Origin of the sequence: Streptomyces antibioticus (assembly GCF_002019855.1) — a bacterium.
Classification (GTDB): Bacteria; Actinomycetota; Actinomycetes; order Streptomycetales; family Streptomycetaceae; genus Streptomyces; species Streptomyces antibioticus_B.
Map to the genome: position 1 here is coordinate 4,544,976 of NZ_CM007717.1, position 19,295 is coordinate 4,564,270.

Consider the following 19,295-nt stretch of genomic DNA (forward strand, 5'->3'; position numbering starts at 1 on the left):
GGAGGTCGATCATGCGCACCACTCCGGCCCTGCGGACTCTGGCCGCGGCCCTGCTCACCGGTGGCACCCTCGCCGCTACGGCGCTGGGCACCACCGCGGCGGAAGCTTCACCGACCACCTACACCGAAGGACACGGCAGTGTGAGCGGCGGCTCCGTACGGGGCACCGTCGTCTCCTCCACCAACCTCAGCCTGCGTCAGGCGCCCACCACGCACGCACCGCTGGCCGCCCAGCTCGCGCCGGGCAGCCACGACCGGGTGCGCTGCATGGTGAAGGGACAGAGCGTCAACGGCAACCCGTACTGGTACTGGATGATCGGCGCCGAGGGCTGGGCGTCCGCCGCGTTCGTCGACGTCGGCCGCGCGCACGTCCCGGCCTGCGACGACCCGTGCCCGCAGTGGAAGGACGGCCACTGGGTCAACTGGACCGACCCGTTCTGGAACGACGCGTGGAGCCTCGTGGCCTCCGGCTCGTTCAGCGTCTCGGGCTCCTTCGAGTTCAGCGCTTCCGGAACCTCGTCGGGCGGCTGGGAGTGGATCCCGGTCACCCGGTGAGTGGAGGGATGAGGGAACACATGGGCCCCGGCGTACAACGCCGGGGCCCATGTGGTGCGTGACCGTCGGAAACGGTCCTAGCGGATGCGACGGCCCTCCGCGTCCTCGTGCGTGTAGTAGCGGTAGAAGAGCACTCCGAAGGTGCTCGCGCCGATGGCCACGCCCATGCCCGCGGACCGCAGCACACTGGCACCGGTCTCGCTGTACAGGAAGCCGAACGCGCAGCCCGCGAACGCCGCCCAGATCAGGGCGTGCACCTCCCGGATGACGTGCGGGGCCAGCGCGTGGATGCCCATCCACAGCGCCGCGAACACGATCGCGCTCACGAAGCCGAGCAGGACGTTCCAGCCGGTGATGGCCTCGCCGGAGCGGTTGTTGGCCGCGACCCAGTAGCCGTAGATCAGCCCGAGCGTGACAGGGACCGCCCACGCCGCGATCCGGTGGGTCCGGTCGCTGAAGACGTCGGGTGTCCTGCTCGTCCGGGACGGTGCCCGCATCACGGGTGCCGCATGAGCCATGGGAGCACTCCTCTCTCCTCGCCCCCGTCTCCCTCCCTGTCCTTCCAGGGCACACCTGGGCGGAGGCGGCGGCAAGTCGGATCCCGGGCCGGGTGCCCGGATGCGGCCGGTCCGACACCGTGCTTCGCTGACCACATGGAGGCCGGGGGCCACGATCCGCACGACCGCAGCCCACGGGCCCGGGCCCGGAGCCGGGACGTCCTGCAACGCCATCAGCTCCTGCGGTTCCGAGGCCGCAGCGTCACCTGGCTGGTGCCGCTCGCCACGCTCGTCGCCATCGCCTTCACCGACTGGAACACCACCGGCGAGTTCCGGGTCGTCTCCTGGTGCGTGTTCGTCTCCGCCATCGCCGCCGCGCTGTGCGGGATGTGGACGACGATCCTGTTCGCCGTGCTGGCGCTGATCACCTACATCGTCGCGGACGCCGCCTGGCCGGACCAGTACCGGGCCGGGCCCGCCGACTTCACGCTCGTCGTGATCGGCTCGGTCCTGTCCGTGCTGGCCGCCGCGTTCCGGGTGCGCGGGGAGCGGCGGATGCTGCACATGATGGACATCGCCGAGACCACCCGCCGTACGGTGCTGCGTCCGCTGCCTCCCGTCTGGGGCGGCCTGGACCACGCGGCCGTCTACCTCGCCGCCGACGCCGAGGCCCGGGTGGGCGGCGACTTCTACGACATCCAGCCCGGCCCGCACGGCACCCGGGTGCTCCTCGGGGACGTCCAGGGCAAGGGGCTGGGCGCGGTGGAGGCGGCGGCCGCGCTGCTCGGCACGTTCCGTGAGGCGGCCTATCACGAGGCGGACCTCGCGACGGTCGCCGACCGGCTGGAGACCCGGATGCGCCGGCACCGGGTGCACACGACCGCGCTGGGGCGTGCCGACGGGGACCGCTTCGCCACGGCCGTCCTGCTGGGCTTTCCGCCGCACGACCGGTCGACCGTGCACATCGTGGGTTTCGGCCATGAGCCCGCGCTCGCCGTCGGCACCCACGGGGTACGGCATCTGCCGTCCGGGGACGGTCTGCCGCTGGGCCTCGGCGACCTCGTCGGGCGGACGGCGCGGCCGGCCGTGCTGCGGGTGCGGATCGATCCCGGGGAGACGGTGCTGCTCGTCACGGACGGGGTGACGGAGGCGCGGGACGCGTCGGGGACGTTCTATCCGCTGAGCGACCGCCTCACGGAGGCCGTCGCCCGGGACCCGCGCACCGCCGAACCCGGCCGCCTGGTCGCCCACGTCCGCGACGGCACGCTGCGGCACTGCCGGGGGCGGCTGGCCGACGACACGACGATCTTCGCGGTCCGTACGACGGGGGGTCCGCCGGGGCCGGAATCGGGGCTGCGATCGGGGCCGGGCTGACGCCGGGCCGATGCCGGATCGACGTCGGGTCGACGCCGGGCGACGAAGTTCCCGTACGGGGAGGTTTGCGGTCCTCGGGGCCCCTCGGCGCGGCGACAGCGGTTACGGTGCTGACGTACGTGATCGACAGGGGGAGGGGATCATGCCCGGGACCGTGCTGCTGCTGGCGGCCTCGCCCGCGGGCAAGGGGTGTCTGGTGGACGCGGCGTCCGTCCTCCCCGTGCTCGCGGCCGTACCGCCCGCGATCCTGGCCGGCACCGACACCGCGAACGTGGTCGAGCTGGCCGATCCGCTGGAGCCGCAGGCCGTGCTGACCCGGCTGCGGGCCGCGGCGACGGCCCCGGGACCGCTCACGCTCTTCGTCACCGGGCAGCTCCAGCTCGACCGCCGTCAGCACCTGCCCCATCTGGCGCTGGCCCGCACCACCGCCTCCACGGTCCGCTACACCGCCCTGCCGTGGCACTGGCTGCGCGAGGAGCTACGGCTGCGCACCCCGGGCACGACCACGCTGCTGGTCGACCTGCACGCCGACGCGGAGACCTGGGGCTGGCTGCGGGGGCACGTCCTGGAGTGCGGACCCGGCGTCTCGGTCTACGGCAGGATCGCCCCGCCCCCGGCCCGCCGTACGGTCGCCGCCCCCACGTACATGAAAGCCCTGGCGACGATACTCCGCAGCGGCGGCCGCCCACCCCTGCCCCACCTCCACCACACAGCCCTGACCCGCATCGCCACCGAGGGCGAGGTCGGCGACCTCCTCCTCCACGGCGGCACGGGCGCGGGGGGCTTCGCGGTACCGGTGACGCCTGCACCGGTACCGGCCCGGCCGACGTTCACAGGTGTACGGACGACTGCCGTCGAGCCGACGGGCGGTTCGGTGAACGGCGCCCCTGCGGCTGGTGGTCCGGTCCCGGGCACCCCCGCGGACGGCCTCGCGACCGCCGGGGCTTCGACGGCCGCCCCTGCCACGGGCGTTGCGGGCGCAGGAGTCCCAGCCACCGGCGTCCCGCCCACGGCCCACGCCTCCCACGCCTCCCGGGCTTCCGTCCCCGCTCAGCCGCCTGCCCCCGCCATGGGTGTTGAAGGCGCGGGCGCTCCGGCCGGCGTTCCGCCCGCCGGTTCTTCCATGGCCGCGTCTTCCGAGCCCTGGCCCCCCGTTCCGGCCCAGCCCGCTGCCCCTGCCGGGGCTTTCGCCCCTGAGGCTTCCGTTCCTGGACAGCCCCCCGCACCCGCCCGGCGCTCCGCCGAGGGGCGGCCCGTTGCCTCCGCGGGGACTTCCGTCCCGGCCCAGCCCGCTGTTCCTGCCGCGGCTTCCCGCCCTGGCCTAGCCACTGCTCCCACCGAGCCCCCCGCCCCCGACCGGGGCCCCGCTCATCTCTCCGCGTCCGTGCGGGCCCCCGGCCCCACCCTCGCCGGCCTCGATCAAGCTCCCCGAGACCCCCTCGACCCCCACACCGCCATCGCGCTGGCCGTTCGCGATGGGCGGCACATGGACGCCGATGCGCTGGCCGCGCGGTGGGAGGCTGCGGCGCTCGCCGCGTACGGGGGTGGGTCCGAGGCGGTGTTGCACTGGAGTGAGGTGCGGGCCGATCTCGCGATGTTCGCGGGGGATGCCGTGCGGAGCTGCCGGGCCTGGCTCGCTGTCGCCGCGGCGCGGCTGGACGCCGGGCAGGCCGTCGACGCGGCTGCGGTGGAGGCGGCCGTCGACCGGGCGCACCATCAGTGGGGCCGGGTCACCGACCCCGTGCGGGCCAGGGAGCTGGGCCCGGCTCTCGCCGAACTGCGTGGGCGGGTGCCCGGCCGGCGCCGGGGTGCCCTGGACCATGTGCGGCGGCAGCTCAGGGAGTTGCAGATCCAGGGGTGAGGCTCTAGCGGTTCCGGTCCGGCTGCTGAGCCGTCGGGGGTGTCGTCGCCGTCGTGCCCACCGGTACCGCGTTCGCGGCCGTGACCAGGGCCGCGACGGCCAGGACGGCGGCGGCGACGGCCCTCGCGTAGCAGTGTCCCTCGGAGGCGGACGGGCGTCCGTGCACGGCAACCTCACAACGTCGATGTCGGCGGGTCCACAGCGGGCAACACTCGTGTGTTAAGCATGTTTAATTCGCCGTTTAACCTAGAGGCTGCGATAGTCCAACGGCAAGAGGCACCGGGGCAGTTGGGGGAGTCAAGGCGTGGGAGAGCGAGACGAACCGGAGGTCATAGGAAGACGCGTGCAACAGCTCCGCGTCGGCCGTGGTCTCACCCAGCGGCAGTTGGCCGAACCGACCTACACCCCCGCCTACATCTCCACCCTGGAGGCCGGCCGCGTCCGCCCCTCCGACGAGGCCCTCAAGCACATCGCCGAACGCCTCGGCGTGGACTTCGAGGAACTCTCCACCGGCCGCTCCGCCCGCCTCGTCACCGATCTGCGGCTGCGGCTCACCGAGGCCCAGCGCACCCTCGCCACCGGTGACGCCGAGGACGCCGCCCGCCAGTACGAGGCCCTGCTCACCGAGGCCGGCGCCAACGACCTCGCCGAGGAGGAGGCCACCGCGCTGCTCGGACTCGGGGAGTGCGGCATCGACACCGGCGATCTGGAGGCCGCCCGGGACCACTTCGAGCGCGCCGAGGCCCGGCTCGCCGACGCCCCTCTGCCCTGCCGGGTCCCCGCCCTGCGCGGCCGGGCCGTCGCCCACTACCTCGCCGGGGAACTCCGTTACTCCGTCTACCTCCTCGAATCCGCCCTCGACGAGCTGAACCGCGGCGGCCTCCACGACCCCGACGCGCTGCTGCTGCTCTACGCCTCCGTCATCGGCCCGTACATGGACATGGGCGCCCACGCCCGCGCCGCGCAGGCCGCCGAGTTCGCGCTCGCCCTCGCACCCCAGGTCGCCGACCCCGCGCTCGTCGCCCGTATGCACCGCTCGGTCGCCCGCACCCTGCTCGCCGAGGGCCGGCTCGCCGAGGCCGACGCCTCCCTCGCCAAGGCCGCCGAGCTGTACCGGCAGCTCCAGCTCCGTACCGAACTCGCCAACTGCCACTGGATGCGCGGATACGTCTACGCCCAGAACGGCCAGCTCGAACACGCCGAGGACGAACTGCGGCAGGCCCAGGAGATGCTGACCGCCACCCACGCCACGCTCTACGGCAGCCAGGCCGCCGTGGAACTGGCCGACGTACTGCACCGCCGCGGCAAGTCCGCCGAGGCCGCCGCACTGCTCCAGCAGGTCCTCGGCGACCTCTCCTCCGAGCGCGGCGCCATGCACTCCGCCGCCGCCCACCGGCTGCTCGGCATCATCGCCGAGGACGCCCGGGACACGGAGGCCGCCGAGGAGCACTACGTCCGCGCCCTGAGCCTGCTGGAACGCGCCGGCGCGGCCGGTGACCTCGCCGACCTGTGCCGGCTGCTGGGCGATCTGCTGCGCCGTACGGGCCGGGTCGAGGCGGCCCTCGACGCCTACCGCACCGGCCTCGGCCACCGCACGGCCCCCGGCACCACCACCCTGGGCCCGGCCCCGGCCCAGCCCCCGCTGTAGGACCCCTGATCCGCTACCGGACTTCGGCGCCGCACAGGCCGTTCTCCCGGAAAACCGGACCGGCGCACAGCCGACGGCACTAGCGTCCGTGTGTGCTGAACCAACGGACGGTGGCCCTCGGACTGAGATCCGCCCTGCGCGCGCTCGTGTACGCCGTGCTCGGCGGTACGGCGCTCGTGGTCGTCGCCACCGTCGGCTCCGTGCTGGGGCCGGTGCTCGCGCTCGACCTGTACACCCCGCCCGTCGCCGCCTGGTGGACGGTGTTCACCGCGGTCGTCGTCCAGGGCGTGCCGTTCCTGCTCCTCGGTACGGTCGTCTCCGCGGCGATCGGCGCGTTCGTGCCCGAGCGGGTGTTCCGGCGGCTGCTGCCCCGCAGCCCGGCGCTCGCCGTGCCCGTCGCCGGGGTCGCCGGTGTCGTCCTGCCCGGCTGCGAGTGCGCGTCCGTGCCGGTGGCCGGGAGCCTGATGCGGCGCGGGGTCGCCCCGGCGGCCGCCCTCGCCTTCCTTCTCTCCGCGCCCGCGATCAACCCGGTGGTGCTGGTCGCCACCTCCCTCGCCTTCCCGGGGCAGCCGGAGATGGTCCTTGCCCGGCTGCTCGCCTCGCTCGGCACGGCCGTCGCGATGGGCTGGCTCTGGGCCCGCTTCGGGCGGGAGCGGTGGCTGCGGATCCCCGGCCGCGACGCCCCGCACTCCACCGGCGTCCGGGCCTTCGCCGACGGCCTCCAGCACGACTTCCTGCACGCCGGGGGCTTCCTCGTGCTCGGCTCGGCGGCCGCGGCGACCTTCAACATCGCCGTACCGCGCACCGTCCTCGACGTGTTCACGGGCTCCGCGTGGCTCGCCGTCCCGCTGCTGGCGCTGCTCGCCGTGGTGCTGTGCGTGTGCAGCGAGGCCGACGCGTTCGTGGCCGCCTCGCTCAGCGCGTTCCCTGCGACCGCGCGGCTGGCGTTCATGGTGGTGGGGCCGATGGTCGACCTCAAGCTGGTCGCCCTCCAGGCCGGAACCTTCGGCCGCGCCTTCGCGGTCCGGTTCGCCTCGGTGACGTGGGTGGTCGCGGTGACGTCCAGCGCGCTCGTGGGCTGGTGGCTGCTGTGAGGCGGTACGGCGGCCCGTTCCTGCTGCTCCTCATCGGAGCGGCCGTCCTGCGCGTGAGCCTCTTCGGGGACCTGTATCTGCGGTACGTCCAGGCGGGCCTGCGCCCGTACCTGATCGCGTCCGGCGCGGCGCTGGTCCTGCTGGCCCTGACCACGGCGGCCCTACGCCCCGCGCACTCCCACTCCCACACCCACTCCCACGGCGGCTCCCGGCTGGCCTGGCTGCTCACGCTCCCCGCCCTCGCCCTGCTCCTCTTCCCGCCGCCCGCCCTCGGCTCCTACAGCGCCGAACGCGAGGCCGCCCGACGGGCCGCGCAGGGGGTCGGCACCTTCCCCGCGCTGCCCGACGGGGACCCGGTCACCCTCACCGTCGCCGAGTACGGCTCCCGCGCGGTCTACGACAGCGGCCGCTCCCTCAAGGGCCGCACCGTCCGGCTGACCGGCTTCGTCACCCGCGACGACGACGGCACCTGGTACGTCACCCGCCTCGTCGTCTCCTGCTGCGCCGCCGACGCCACCACGGCCAAGGCCGAGATCAGGAACGCGACCGCCCCGCCCACCGACACCTGGGTCACCGTCACCGGCACCTGGCACCCCAAGGGCACCCTCGGCTCCCCCACGGCCTGGCCACCCGTACTGGATGCGAGGACGGTCACGAAGATCCCCGAACCGACGAACCCGTACGAGAAGCCGTAGGACCGCTCTTCCCGTTGGGGACCGGGGACCGGGGACCGGGGACCAGGTGACCAGGGGCTGTCGGGCCACGTGCCCGCGCCGCCCGGCATGCGGCCCCCGTCGGGACCGCCCGCGGCCACGGACCTCACGATCGCCCGGCCCGGACGCCGCGGGCCCTGCCGCGCCCCTGTGGGCGGTGGACCGTGGCCGGGCCCGCAGGCGGTCGCCTTCGCCCGCGGCCGTACGGTGCCGGCGCCGTGGCCCGCGAGCCGGTGGCCCGCCGGCGGCGCCCGGACCCCGGCTGAGGTCCGTACGTCCCCGGGGTCCTCAGACCTGTACCCGCCCCTGCTTCCGCACGTCCGCGAGCCGTCGTACGCCGAGCTGGACCGCCGCCTGGGTGGCCTCGTTCGGTACGTCGCCCAGGCCGCCGTTGGTCAGCGCGAACGCGTCCTCGCCGGCGCGGACGGCGGCCACGTCCAGGGTGAGGGCGGTGGGTTCGCCGTCGGGGTTGTCCTCGGTGGTGGCCCAGTTCGTCAGGGAGACCCTGAGGCCCTGCCGGGCGTCCCCGACCTCCGGCAGCGGCAGCTCGGAGACCTGCACGTCGAGGACGGTGTCGTGCGGGGCGCGGGCGGTGAAGCGGGCGCAGGAGCCGGGCAGGGTGCGCAGCCAGGCCAGCGCCCGGTCGGCGTCGGCGGGCCGCCGGTCGGCGAGCTGGTAGCGGAGCTGGGCGCCGGTGACGGGGTCGTCGAGTCCGACGGCCGCGCGCGCCGGTGCGCCGAGCAGTTCGTCGGTGTAGAGCGCGTCGAGCAGCTTCTGGCACTCGGGCGCGCCGGCCGTCGCCTTCAGCAGTTCGTCCCGCCAGGTCGCGGCGCCGCGCGTCGGGGTCCAGGGGGCGCCGAGGTCGGTGTCGGTGATGAGCGCCTCCCGCGCCTGCGCCTCGGTGAGCACGGACGGGGTGGTCGGCGCGACGGACCGGCCGGGCGGGGCCGAGGTGGTGGGCGCGGCGGGCGTCGCGGTCGGCGGGTGTTCGAGGCCGAGGGTGGCGCAGCCGGTGAGGGGGGTGAGCAGTCCGAGGGCGGCGCAGAGGAGGAGGGTGCGACGGGTCATCGGGGCTGCCTCCTGAAGCGCGCGCGGACGGGGGCGAACGGGGGCGGACGGGCGCGGGCCCGTGCGCGTGCTCTCACCGCAACACCGCCCGCCCGACCTGACCAGCGCGGCGGTCCGTACGGGTTACGGCCGTTGCTGCGAGCGGTGGAAAACCACCGGCGCGCATAAGGTCGGCACGACGACTGAGCCTCTCCGCACCGTTCACGGCAGAAGGAGCCCCAGGTGAGCGACGACCGGCCCGTCCCCGTGATCATCGACTGCGACACGGGGGTCGACGACGCCCTCGCCCTGCTGTTCGCCGTACGCCATCCGGGTCTGGACCTGCGGGCCGTGACCTGTGTGGCCGGCAACACGGACGTGGCCGGGGTGGTCCGCAACACGCTGACCGTCCTGGAGATCGCGGGCGCCGGTGACGTCCCGGTGGCCCGCGGCGCCGAACGCCCGCTCATCGAACCCGCCCGCTCGGCCCGCCATGTGCACGGCGAGGACGGCATGGGCGACATCCCCGGTCTCCCGGCACCGGCCCGCGCCGCCGCGGACGTGGACGCGGTCACCCTGCTGCGCCGCGAGATCCTCGCCTCGCCGCGCCCGGTGACGCTGATCCCGACGGCCCCGCTGACGAACATCGCGCTGCTGCTGCGCACCCATCCGGAGGTCACCCGCAACATCGAGCGGATCGTGTTCATGGGCGGCGCGGTGGCCACCGGGAACGCCACGCCGGTCGCGGAGTTCAACGTGTGGCACGACCCGGAGGCGGCCGCGATCCTGCTGACCGCCGGGGTGCCGATCACCATGTACGGCCTGGACGTCTTCCAGCGGGTCACGGTCCCCGGCGCGGACGTGCGCCGGCTGCGGGCGAGCGCGGAGCCGGGGGCCCGGCTGGCGGGCGACCTGCTGGCCCACCGCCCGTCCGCCCCCGAGCCGGACGGGGACGATCCGCGGGGCGGTCTCGGGGACGCGGGCGCGGTCTGCGCGGTCGCCGACCCGGCGGGTCTGACGACGGCCGCGCTGCCCGTCGAGGTGTCCCTCGCGCCCGGCCCGGCCCGCGGGCAGACGGTCGTGGACCGCCGCCCCCGCCCCGGCGAGGACGAACTCCACCACGGCACCCGGGACCGCCATCTGGTGGACGTGGCCCTGGAGGTGGACGTCGAGCGGTACGTGAAGCTGTACCTGGCGGTGGTCGAGGGCCGCCGCCCCTGAAACACGTCGACGCCCTCCCCCGCGGGGGAGGGCGTCGGAAGGGCGTTACGCGCGGTTCGCCTTGCGGCGGCGGGTGGCGACGACGATCGCCGCTCCGCCGATCAGCAGCGCCGCGGCGCCACCGGCGATCACCGGGGTGTTGCTGTCGGCGCCGGTCTCGGCCAGGTCACCGCCGCCGCCGTTGGGCGTCGGCGCGGGCGCGTCGCTGGACTCGCTCGGCGTCGGCGTGGCCGGCTGCGACTCCGAGGGGGACCCGGAGGGAGTGTCCGACGGCGTGTCGGACGGCGTGTCCGAGGGGGTCTCGGCGGGCGGCTCCGACGAGGACGGCGCCGAGGGCGACTCGTTGTCGGCCGGCGGGGTCGTCGGCGGCTGCTCGGTGACCGTGCAGTCCTTCGTCCCGCCGTTCCAGGCGGCGATCAGCTTGTCCTTGATGACCGGCCGGTCCGGGCCCTTGGGCAGCTCGCCGTGCTCGAAGCCGTCCTGCGCGTCGAGCTTGCCGTCGAACTTCACGGCGCCCCGGTAGAGGTCGATCTGCGCGAAGCAGCCGGCGTCCGGCACGGAGATGTCGAGGGTCTCGGTCTTCCCGGGCTTCACGGTCACCGAGTCGAAGTCGACGAACACCTGCTCGCCGGAGGTGGCGAAGGTGGCGCCGTGGGCGAGGTAGGAGGCCAGGGACGCGGTGCAGCCGTCGGCGCGGTGCGCGGTGCGGACCGCGATGTGGACCTTGCCGTCCTCACCGGGCTTGAGGTTCTGGTCGTCGACCCGCACGGAGTCGAAGAAGTTCTTGCCGTCGAGCGAGAACTGGCAGCGGTCGGTCGCCGTCTCGGTTCCCGCACCGGTGCCGGGCTTGTAGTGCCCGCCGGACTTCCAGCCGTCCCCGCCCGGGGTGCCGTGGGCGAAGGCGCCGGAGGCGGCGGCGACGGAGGCGGCGCAGAGGGTGAGCGTCGCGGCGCTCGTCCCCAGCAGGCGGCGCACGGTGACACGACTCGCTATGGACATGCGGATCCCATCTTGGCGAATGCCAGGGGTGATTGGTCAGATCACAGGAAACACGGGGCCCAGGATGCACAGGCGCCACGATGTGCGCTCATCGTCGTGTCCTGGACAACCGGCTGTCAACACGCGCCAAACGCCAGGTGGTTCAAGTTTTGCTCACGTTTTCGTCACGTGCGGAACGATTCACTCCGCAGCGTGCGGACGTTCGCTTTCCCGGCAATGTGGACAGTCTTCTCTCCATGACGCTTCCCCCGAGCCCGCCCGCGGCCCTTTCCCCGGCCGATCTGTCGTCCCGCGACCCCGACTGGTGGCGCCAGGCCGTCGTCTACCAGGTCTACCCCCGCAGCTTCGCCGACGCCGACGGGGACGGCCTCGGCGATCTGCGCGGCGTCACCGACCGCCTCCCCCATCTCGCCGCGCTGGGCGTCGACGCGCTCTGGCTCAGCCCCTTCTACCTCTCCGAACTGGCCGACGGCGGCTACGACGTCGCCGACCCGCGCCAGGTCGACCCGCGCCTGGGCACCCTCGCCGACTTCGACGCGCTCGCCGCCGAGGCCCACCGCCTCGGCCTGAAGGTGATCGTCGACATCGTCCCCAACCACACCTCCCACCGGCACCCCTGGTTCCAGGAGGCCCTGGCCGCGGGACCCGGCTCCCCCGCCCGCGAGCGCTACGTCTTCCGTGACGGACGTGGTCCGGCCGGTGAACTCCCGCCCACCGACTGGCAGTCCGTGTTCGGCGGCAGCGCCTGGCACCGGGTTCCCGACGGCCAGTGGTACCTGCATCTCTTCGCCCGTGAACAGCCCGACCTCAACTGGGGCCTGGAGGAGGTCCGCGAGGACGTCCGCACCACCCTGCGCTTCTGGGCCGACCGGGGCGTCGACGGCTTCCGCGTCGACGTCGCCCACGCCCTCGCCAAGGACCTCGCTGAACCGCTCCGCGACCTCGGGCCCCTCACCGGCGAGGACGCGCTCGCCGAACTCCCCCCGGGCACCCACCCCTTCTACGACCGCGACGAGGTCCACGAGATCTACCGCGACTGGCGCCGCGTCCTGGACGCCTACTCCCCGCCCCGCACCGCGGTCGCCGAAGCCTGGGTGCCGGGCGCCCGCCGCGCCCTGTACGCCCGCCCCGACGAACTCGACCAGGCGTTCAACTTCGAGTATCTCCAGGCCCCTTGGGACGCCGAGGCGATCCGCCGGATCGTCACCGACTCCCTCGCCACGGCCCGCGCCGTCGGCGCCTCCGCCACCTGGGTCCTGTCCAACCACGACGTCGTACGCCACGCCTCACGCCTGTCCCTGCCGCCCGGCACCGACGAGAACGCCTGGCTGCTCGCCGACGGCCGCACCCCGCCCCTGGACGAGCCGGCCGGCCTGCGCCGCGCCCGCGCCGCCACGCTCCTGATGCTGGCGCTGCCGGGATCGTCGTACGTCTACCAGGGCGAGGAGCTGGGGCTGCCCGAGGTCGCCGATCTGCCCGTCGAGGTCCTCCAGGACCCGGTGTGGGAACAGACCGGCCGCACCCGCAAGGGCCGCGACGGCTGCCGGGTGCCGCTGCCGTGGACGACGACGGGACCCTCGTACGGCTTCGGCGCGGCCGGGGCCTGGCTGCCGCAGCCGCCGTCCTTCGCGCGCTACGCCGTCCAGGCGCAGGACGGGGTGGAGGGCTCGACCCTGGAGTTCTACCGCACGGCCCTGCGGCTGCGCCGCAAGCTGCTCGACGGCGAGGAACTGGTCTGGCACCCGGACACCCCGCCGGGCGTGCTGGCCTTCGCCCGCTCCGACGCCTGGCGCTGTGTCGCCAACCTGTCGGCCGCGCCGGTGCCGCTGCCGCCGGGGGAGGTGCTGCTGAGCAGCGCGCCCCTCGGCGACGACGGGTATCTGGAGCCGGACACCACGGTGTGGCTGGCCTAGGGCCCGCCTCCCCGGCCGTGCTACTGCTTCTGGTTCACCGCGGCGCTCAGGTCCAGGGGCGTGGACGTCGCGGTGGGCGGCGCGGTCAGCACGACCTGCGGCTGTCCGGCGGGCGGGGCCGGCGGGGTCATGTCGGACTGGGGCAGCTTCGGCGGGGTGGTCTGCTGGAAGATCGTCGAGTCGTAGTCGACCAGACCGGTGTTCTCCATCACGGTGATGTGGTCGAGCACGGTGTCGTTGGCCTGGTCGGCGAGGGCGCGGACCAGGCTGTTCTTGGTCGTGGACCGGACCTTGGCGATGGTGTTGAAGATCGAGCCGTGCGTCATCCGCAGGATGTTGGCGAAGTCGACGTCGAACTGCTTGCCGCTCTCCGCCTTGAGCTGGACGACGAACGCCTCCTGCTGGGGGCTCGCCACGTTGGGCAGCGTGATGTTCAGCATCGGCGCGATCTTGCGGGTGCTCTCGTCCAGTGCCGCGTGCCCGTCGATCAGATGCTCACTGGCGGTGCGGACTTCCTTGCTCTGCCCCTTCTGGAGCCCGACCTGGCCGAGCGGGTACTCCCACAGACCGGCCGCCCGCACCTTCACCACGAAGTCGCGGTCGCCCTCGGTCAGCGGTCCCCACTGGGTGTTGGCGATGATCCTGTCGTTCGAGGACGACACGGTGTCCAGTCCGAGCATCGACGGGTACGCGAGCGCGGCCAATGTCAGGGACATGGCTCCACCCACGAAGATGGTTCCCATCGTGTTCCGCGAAAGTGGCACCGTTCCTCCTTGGTCCGGTCGGCGAGCAGGCCGGTGGAGGGTCCCCGGCGTGGTCGGACATGGAGAAGTACGGACGGGAACCTCGTGTGATTCACAGGGAATCGTAAAAACTTGTCGGGACGTGCGGAAGCGCGGGGTCACCAGGGTGACCAGGGGCATGACGAGGGGGAATGAAATGGCCGGATTGGTCCGCATCACGTACTACCCCGTGAAGGGGTGCGCGGGGGTCACGCTCACGGAGGCGGCGGTCACCCCGACCGGCCTCACCGACGACCGCCGCTACGCCGTCGCCGACGAGAACGGCGACCTGCGCTGGCAGGGCGCGGACCCGCTCCTGGCCCTCGTCGCCCCCGAACTGCTCGACGGCGAACTGACCCTGCGCTTCCCGGGCCATGAGCCGGTGCGGGCCGGGCGCGACGACGTCGACGCCTGGCTCACCCGGGTCCTGGGGCGGCCGAGCCGGCTGATCCGCCCGCCGGCCGGCAACCACGGGCGTCTGCACGTCGTCTCCCGGGCCAGCCTCGACGACCTCAACGCCCGGCTGACCGCGGCCGGTTCGGACCCGCTGCCGATGAACCGCTTCCGCCCCAACCTCGTCGTCGACGGCTGGGACGTCCCGCACACCGAGGACGAGGCGTCCGTGCTCACCGTCGGCGGCGTCGAACTGGCCCTCACCGAACGCACGGTGCGGTGCGCCGTCACCATGGTCGACCAGGAGACCGGCCGCAAGGCGGGCCCGGAACCCCTGCGCACCCTGGCCGGCCACCGCCGGGCCGACGGCGGGGTGGTCTTCGGCGCCTACTTCCGGGTGCTGCGGCCGGGGAAGGTGTCGGTGGGGGACGAGGTGAGGGTCCGGGCGTGAGGGGCTGGACGTGAGGGTCCGGACGTGAGGCGGTCGTCCCGTGGTGGTGGGGGGCTGAGCGGCCCTCTAGGTCCGGGCCCGCGCGAACTCCCGCAGGAACAGCGCCTCCACCTGCGCCATGTGCTCGATCTCGCTCGGGTCGACGCTCTCGTCCGGCGCGTGGATCAGACAGCGCGGCTCCTCCACGCCCATGAGGATGATCTCGGCGCGCGGGAACGCCGCCGACAGCACGTTGCACAGCGGGATCGACCCGCCCTGGCCGAGGAACGCGAGCGGCTTGCCGTACACCTGCTCGACCGCCGTGGCCAGCGCGGCGTACGCGGGGCCGTCGGTCGCTGCGCGGAACGGCGCGCCGCTGCCCTCCGGTTCCACGGTGACCCGGGCGCCCCAGGGCGCCGCCTCGGTGAGGTGCCGGGTGAGGGCCGAGGTCGCCAGGTCCGGGTCCGTGCCCGGCGGGATCCGCAGGCTGACCCGGGCCCGCGCGGTGGCCGGGACGGCGGCCGCCGAGCCGACGACCGGTGGGCAGTCGATGCCGAGCACGGTCACGGCGGGCCGCGCCCACAGCCGGTCCGCGACCGTGCCGGTGCCGGTGAGGGTGACGCCGTCCAGGACCCCGGCGTCGGCGCGGAACTGCTCCTCGTCGTAGCCGACGCCGGGCCAGCGGCCGTCGCCGTCCAGGCCGGTGATCCGGGTCGAGCCGGTCACCGGGTCGCGCAGCGTGGACAGCATCTGCACCAGGGCGGCCAGCGCGTCGGGCGCGGGCCCGCCGAACATGCCGGAGTGGATCTCGCCGCGCAGGGTCTCGACCGTGACGACGACGGTCGTCAGACCGCGCAGGCTGACGGTGGCGGTGCCGGTGCCCACCTCGGCGTTGCCGGTGTCGCACACCAGCAGCGCGTCGGCGAGGAACTGCTCAGGGTGCTCGGTGACATACGCCTCCAGGCCGCCCGTGCCCTGTTCCTCCGAGCCCTCGGCGACGAACTTCACGCCCACCGGAAGATCGTCGCCGAGCGCGCGCAGCGCCGTGAGGTGCATGACGATGTTGCCCTTGCAGTCGGCGGCGCCGCGCCCGTACCAGCGGCCGTCGGGCCGTTCGGTGAGGGTGAACGGCGGGCTGTGCCAGGCGCTCTCGTCGAGCGGCGGCTGCACGTCGTAGTGGCAGTAGAGCAGCACGGTGGGCGCGCCGGGCGGGGGCGGCCGGTGGCCGAGGACGGCGTGGCTGCCGTCCGGGGTCTCGGCCAGGTGGACGTCCCGGAGGCCGGCGTCGGTGAAGGCGTCGGCGACCCAGCGCGCGGCCCGGACGCACTCCTCGGGCGGGTACTGGCGGGGGTCGGCCACCGAGGGGATGGCGACGAGCTCGGTGAGGTCGGCCTTGGCGCGCGGCATCAACGCGGCGATCTTCGCGGCCAGTTGACCGTTGTCGGTCGGTTCGCTCATGGTCGTCACCGCCTCACGGTGTCGTCGGTCTTGAGGTCGTTCAGCCGGTCCTGGAAGGAGTCGAGCCTGTCGGGGCAGTAGATCTCCAGGATCTTGGCCTCGGCGCGCAGCGCGGCGCCGTCGCCGATGACGGGCCGTGCCCCCACGAACGCCGCCCCGTTGGAGACGTTGATCTTCCACAGCGCCGACTTCAGGGCGCTGCCCGGGTTCTCGCAGACGATGCCGCCGTCGGTGCCGAGCGCGCGGACGATCGTGTCGGTGTCGGGGCGGGGGTAGCCGGCCTCGACGGCCGCGTCGGCGAGCCGGTTCGCCTTCTCCGTGGCCTGGTTGGTCGTCTTCACGCTCTCGTAGTTGATGATCCCGATCACGGCGAGCGCGACGAGCAGCACGATCGCGCCGATGTAGATCCACCGGTGCTCGGAGGCGAACCTGGTGGGGCTCATGACGCGTCACCGCCCTCCGTGCGCCAGGACGGTTTGCGGAACTTCAGGAAGGCGCCCGGGATGATCAGCCCGAGGAGCACCAGTCCGCCGCCGACGATCGCGACATAGGCGCCGACGCTGTTGCCGCCGAACTGCGAGGGCGGTACGAACCCGATCACGAGGGCGGCGGCGGAGGCCAGCCAGCCGACGGTGCAGACCAGGGTGAGGGCCGGGACGCGGTAGCCGCGCGGGTGGTCGGGCTGGTTCCTGCGCAGCCGCACGGCGGCCACGAACATCAGCAGGTAGACGATCAGGTACACCTGCGTGGTGATGGTCGAGAAGATCCAGTAGACGTTGGAGACGCCGGGGATCAGCGCGTACATCAGCGCGATGGCGGTGGTCACGACACCCTGGGTGACCAGGATGTTCTGCTGCACGCCGTGCCGGTTGAGGCGCTGGAGGAACGGCGGCAGATAGCCCTCGCTGCGGGAGATCTCCAGCAGGCCCTTGGACGGCCCGGCCAGCCAGGTGAGCATGCCGGCCAGCGAGGCGGAGATCAGCATCACGGCGGCGATCGGGGTCATCCAGCCGATGTGGAAGTACGAGAAGAACGCGTGGAACGCCTGCATCACACCGGCGGTGAGGCTGGTCTGGTCGGCGGGGACCACCCAACTGATGGCCAGCGCCGGGAGGATGAAGATCAGCAGCACCAGGCCCATGGCCAGGAACATCGACTTCGGGTACTCCTTCGCCGGGTCCTTCAGCGAGGACACGTGCACGGCGTTCATCTCCATGCCGGAGTACGACAGGAAGTTGTTGACGATGAGCACCAGGCTCGCCAGACCGGTCCACTGCGGCAGCAGATGGCTCGCGGTCATCGGCGCGGCGGACGGGTTGCCCTGCGCGAGGAACACCATGCCGAGGACGACCAGGATCGTGCCGGGCACCAGCGTGCCGATCACCAGACCCCAACTGGACAGCCCCGCCAGCGCCTTGGTGCCGCGCGACGACACCCAGACGCCCGTCCAGTACAGGACCATGATCACGATGGCGGTGTAGACGCCGTTGGAGGCGAGGGAGGGATCGATGACGTACGAGATCGTGCTGGCGACGAAGGCCAGCAGGCTCGGGTAGTAGAAGATCGTCATCGCGAACTGGCACCAGACGGCGAGGAATCCGAGCGGCTTCGACAGCCCCTCGCTCACCCACCGGTAGACGCCGCCGTTCCAGCCGGAGGCGAGTTCGGCGGACACGAGCGCGGTCGGCAGCAGGAACACCACGGCGGGGAGCAGATAGAGGAACACGCAGGCCAGTCCGTAGACGGCCATGGTTGGTGCGGCGCGCAGGCTGGCGACCGAGGCGGTCGTCATCAGCGCCAGGGTGAGCCAGGTCAGCCGGGGGGCGTCGACCGTTCTCGCCCGGGTCTTCTCCGCCGCGGCCGGTTTCCCGCCGGCGGGTACGTCCATCGACGCCATGCGTCCTCCCCGATCTCTGGGTTCGGCTGCTGCCAGCCTGTGGCGGGCGGGGGCGGAGCGCAGGGCGGGTGGGCCGTACGGGTGAGGGGGGCGGGGGCGGCGGTCCACCCGGGGTGCGGGGGTGACGGCCCGGCGGCACGCTGGTGCTTGTGCAGCCCCCGGCCCCTCCCGCCTCTCCGGTCCCTCCGGCCTCCGCGGACGATCTCGCGGCCCTCCTCGCCCGGCTCACCGCGCTCCTCCTGAAGTCCTCGGGAGAGGGCGCGCATCTGATCGGGGGGACGGTCGCGCGGACCGCGCGGGCCTACGGCGCGGAGGCGACCGTGCTGCTTGTGCCGGAGGCCGCGGTGGTCACCGTGACGGCGGCGGACGGCACGAGCCGGACCGTCACGGTCCGGGGTTTCCCCGAGGTGTTCCGCCTCGACCGGGACGCCGCGCTGAAACCGCTGCTCACGGCGGTGGGCCGGGGGGAAGTGGACCTGCCGGAGGCGGACCGCCGACTGCGCGCCGTCGAGAACGCCCCGCCGCCGTACCCCTGGTGGCTGAAGCTGATCGGGATCGTGCTGTTCGCGCTGGGCTTCGCGCCGTTGATGCAGGCCACCTGGTACGAGGTGGGGACGACGGCCGTGCTCGGCACCCTGACCGCCGCGCTCGCCGTCGCGGCGGACCGGTTCAAGGGTCTGGCACTGGTACTCCCGCTCACCGTGTCGGTGGCCGTCTCGGTCGTCACGATCGAACTGTTCGCCGGCACGCCCGCGCACGGCGGCCCGGTGCTGCTGATGCTGCCCGCGCTGTTCTACTTCGTCCCCGGCGACTATCTGAGCGCCGCCTCCGCGGAGCTGGCCGCAGGCCTGATCACGACGGGCGCGATCCGCCTGGTCTACGCGGCGTTCCTGCTGATCCAGCTCTATGTGGGAGTCCTGCTGGGCGTACTGATCACCGGTACGTCCACCCGCACCCTGTTCGACGTCACCGCCGAGTCGGATCTGCCGCGCTGGGCGCTGTTCCTGGGCTGGATCGTGTTCACCCTCGGCACGGTGCTGGCGTTCGCGATCCCGCTGCGGATGTTCTGGCCGTTGCTGCTGCTGGTCTATCTCACGGTCGCGGTGCAGTCCCTGGTGACCAAGGCGATCGGGGAGACCGGCGGGACGTTCTTCGCGGCGGTGGCGCTGGGGGCGGCGGCCACGGCGATCGGCCGCCGCCCGGACCGCCCCCCGGCGCTGATCCTGATGCTCCCCGGCTTCTTCACCCTCACCGTCGGCTCCCTCGGCATGCGCGGCCTGACCACACTGGCCGGCGGCCACGTGGTGGCGGGCTTCACGGACCTGCTGAAACTGGTGACGATCGTGACGGCGATCGCGGTGGGGCTGGTGACGGGGGCGGCGCTGGGGGGCCGACGGGACGAGGGGGTGTGAGG

General features: G+C 73.4%; 18 protein-coding genes. 10 read left to right on the forward strand and 8 right to left on the reverse strand.

The features are described from left to right. Positions 1–11 precede the first annotated feature (11 nt). Complete coding sequence (locus AFM16_RS20520; protein ID WP_030781664.1) at positions 12–554, forward strand: hypothetical protein; 543 nt, start codon at positions 12–14, stop codon at positions 552–554. Between the two features lie 77 nt (positions 555–631). Here the strand turns inward: AFM16_RS20520 and AFM16_RS20525 are convergent, their stop codons facing one another. Further along, positions 632–1,072 carry a hypothetical protein gene (locus tag AFM16_RS20525; protein WP_030781668.1) on the reverse strand — a complete coding sequence of 147 codons (441 nt, stop codon included), beginning with the start codon at positions 1,070–1,072 and terminating at the stop codon, positions 632–634. A gap of 135 nt (positions 1,073–1,207) precedes the next feature. Between AFM16_RS20525 and AFM16_RS20530 the strand changes: the two genes are divergently transcribed. Together AFM16_RS20530 and AFM16_RS20535 are read left to right on the forward strand one after the other, a co-directional pair. Continuing rightward, positions 1,208–2,425 (forward strand): PP2C family protein-serine/threonine phosphatase, encoded by a 1,218-nt coding sequence (locus tag AFM16_RS20530; RefSeq protein ID WP_078634208.1) that lies wholly within the window; start codon positions 1,208–1,210, stop codon positions 2,423–2,425. A gap of 142 nt (positions 2,426–2,567) precedes the next feature. Further along, on the forward strand, positions 2,568–4,286 hold the full coding sequence (locus tag AFM16_RS20535) for a hypothetical protein (protein ID WP_078634209.1): 1,719 nt from the start codon (positions 2,568–2,570) through the stop codon (positions 4,284–4,286). A gap of 4 nt (positions 4,287–4,290) precedes the next feature. On the opposite strand, the gene AFM16_RS39415 is transcribed toward AFM16_RS20535, so the two are convergent. Then, a complete protein-coding gene (locus tag AFM16_RS39415) occupies positions 4,291–4,452 on the reverse strand; it encodes a hypothetical protein (protein WP_167797224.1) in 162 nt (53 codons plus the stop codon). Between the two features lie 138 nt (positions 4,453–4,590). Here AFM16_RS39415 and AFM16_RS20540 point away from each other — a divergent pair, with 138 nt between their 5' ends. The 3 genes from AFM16_RS20540 (at position 4,591) to AFM16_RS20550 (ending at position 7,723) form a co-directional block, all read left to right on the forward strand. Next, the gene (locus AFM16_RS20540; RefSeq protein WP_078634210.1) at positions 4,591–5,934 is read left to right on the forward strand and encodes a tetratricopeptide repeat protein; all 1,344 of its coding nucleotides are present in this window, start codon (positions 4,591–4,593) and stop codon (positions 5,932–5,934) included. Positions 5,935–6,026: 92 nt separating this feature from the next. Beyond that, the gene (locus tag AFM16_RS20545; protein ID WP_078634211.1) at positions 6,027–7,028 is read left to right on the forward strand and encodes a permease; all 1,002 of its coding nucleotides are present in this window, start codon (positions 6,027–6,029) and stop codon (positions 7,026–7,028) included. Then, a complete protein-coding gene (locus AFM16_RS20550) occupies positions 7,025–7,723 on the forward strand; it encodes a TIGR03943 family putative permease subunit (protein ID WP_078634212.1) in 699 nt (232 codons plus the stop codon). The genes AFM16_RS20545 and AFM16_RS20550 overlap by 4 nt, the downstream gene beginning before the upstream one ends. A 306-nt stretch (positions 7,724–8,029) precedes the next feature. Here AFM16_RS20550 and AFM16_RS20555 read toward each other — a convergent pair whose 3' ends face one another. Beyond that, on the reverse strand, positions 8,030–8,809 hold the full coding sequence (locus AFM16_RS20555) for a hypothetical protein (protein ID WP_030781687.1): 780 nt from the start codon (positions 8,807–8,809) through the stop codon (positions 8,030–8,032). A 222-nt stretch (positions 8,810–9,031) separates the two neighbouring features. Here AFM16_RS20555 and AFM16_RS20560 point away from each other — a divergent pair, with 222 nt between their 5' ends. Then, positions 9,032–10,009, forward strand: a complete 978-nt coding sequence (locus AFM16_RS20560) for a nucleoside hydrolase (protein ID WP_078634213.1) — start codon at positions 9,032–9,034, stop codon at positions 10,007–10,009. Positions 10,010–10,054: 45 nt separating this feature from the next. On the opposite strand, the gene AFM16_RS20565 is transcribed toward AFM16_RS20560, so the two are convergent. Further along, positions 10,055–11,008: an LAETG motif-containing sortase-dependent surface protein gene (locus tag AFM16_RS20565; protein ID WP_078634214.1), complete on the reverse strand. Its 954-nt coding sequence runs from the start codon at positions 11,006–11,008 to the stop codon at positions 10,055–10,057. A 236-nt stretch (positions 11,009–11,244) separates the two neighbouring features. Between AFM16_RS20565 and AFM16_RS20570 the strand changes: the two genes are divergently transcribed. Continuing rightward, a complete protein-coding gene (locus tag AFM16_RS20570) occupies positions 11,245–12,921 on the forward strand; it encodes a glycoside hydrolase family 13 protein (protein WP_078634215.1) in 1,677 nt (558 codons plus the stop codon). Between the two features lie 20 nt (positions 12,922–12,941). Here the strand turns inward: AFM16_RS20570 and AFM16_RS20575 are convergent, their stop codons facing one another. Then, entirely contained in the window at positions 12,942–13,649 is a 708-nt protein-coding gene (locus AFM16_RS20575) for a DUF4142 domain-containing protein (protein ID WP_037874757.1), read from the reverse strand. A 211-nt stretch (positions 13,650–13,860) separates the two neighbouring features. On the opposite strand from AFM16_RS20575, the gene AFM16_RS20580 reads away from it, so the two are divergent. Continuing rightward, the gene (locus tag AFM16_RS20580) at positions 13,861–14,547 is read left to right on the forward strand and encodes an MOSC domain-containing protein (RefSeq protein ID WP_078634216.1); all 687 of its coding nucleotides are present in this window, start codon (positions 13,861–13,863) and stop codon (positions 14,545–14,547) included. Positions 14,548–14,613: 66 nt separating this feature from the next. Here the strand turns inward: AFM16_RS20580 and AFM16_RS20585 are convergent, their stop codons facing one another. The 3 genes from AFM16_RS20585 to gadC are packed head-to-tail and all read right to left on the reverse strand — an operon-like array spanning position 14,614 to position 17,881. Then, the gene (locus AFM16_RS20585) at positions 14,614–15,984 is read right to left on the reverse strand and encodes a dipeptidase (protein ID WP_030781704.1); all 1,371 of its coding nucleotides are present in this window, start codon (positions 15,982–15,984) and stop codon (positions 14,614–14,616) included. A 5-nt stretch (positions 15,985–15,989) separates the two neighbouring features. Then, positions 15,990–16,427: a hypothetical protein gene (locus AFM16_RS20590; protein WP_030781707.1), complete on the reverse strand. Its 438-nt coding sequence runs from the start codon at positions 16,425–16,427 to the stop codon at positions 15,990–15,992. Then, complete coding sequence (gadC, locus tag AFM16_RS20595; RefSeq protein WP_030781710.1) at positions 16,424–17,881, reverse strand: glutamate/gamma-aminobutyrate antiporter GadC; 1,458 nt, start codon at positions 17,879–17,881, stop codon at positions 16,424–16,426. The genes AFM16_RS20590 and gadC overlap by 4 nt, the downstream gene beginning before the upstream one ends. Positions 17,882–18,030: 149 nt before the next feature. On the opposite strand from gadC, the gene AFM16_RS20600 reads away from it, so the two are divergent. Further along, a complete protein-coding gene (locus AFM16_RS20600) occupies positions 18,031–19,293 on the forward strand; it encodes a threonine/serine exporter family protein (protein ID WP_078634217.1) in 1,263 nt (420 codons plus the stop codon). Positions 19,294–19,295 lie beyond the last annotated feature (2 nt).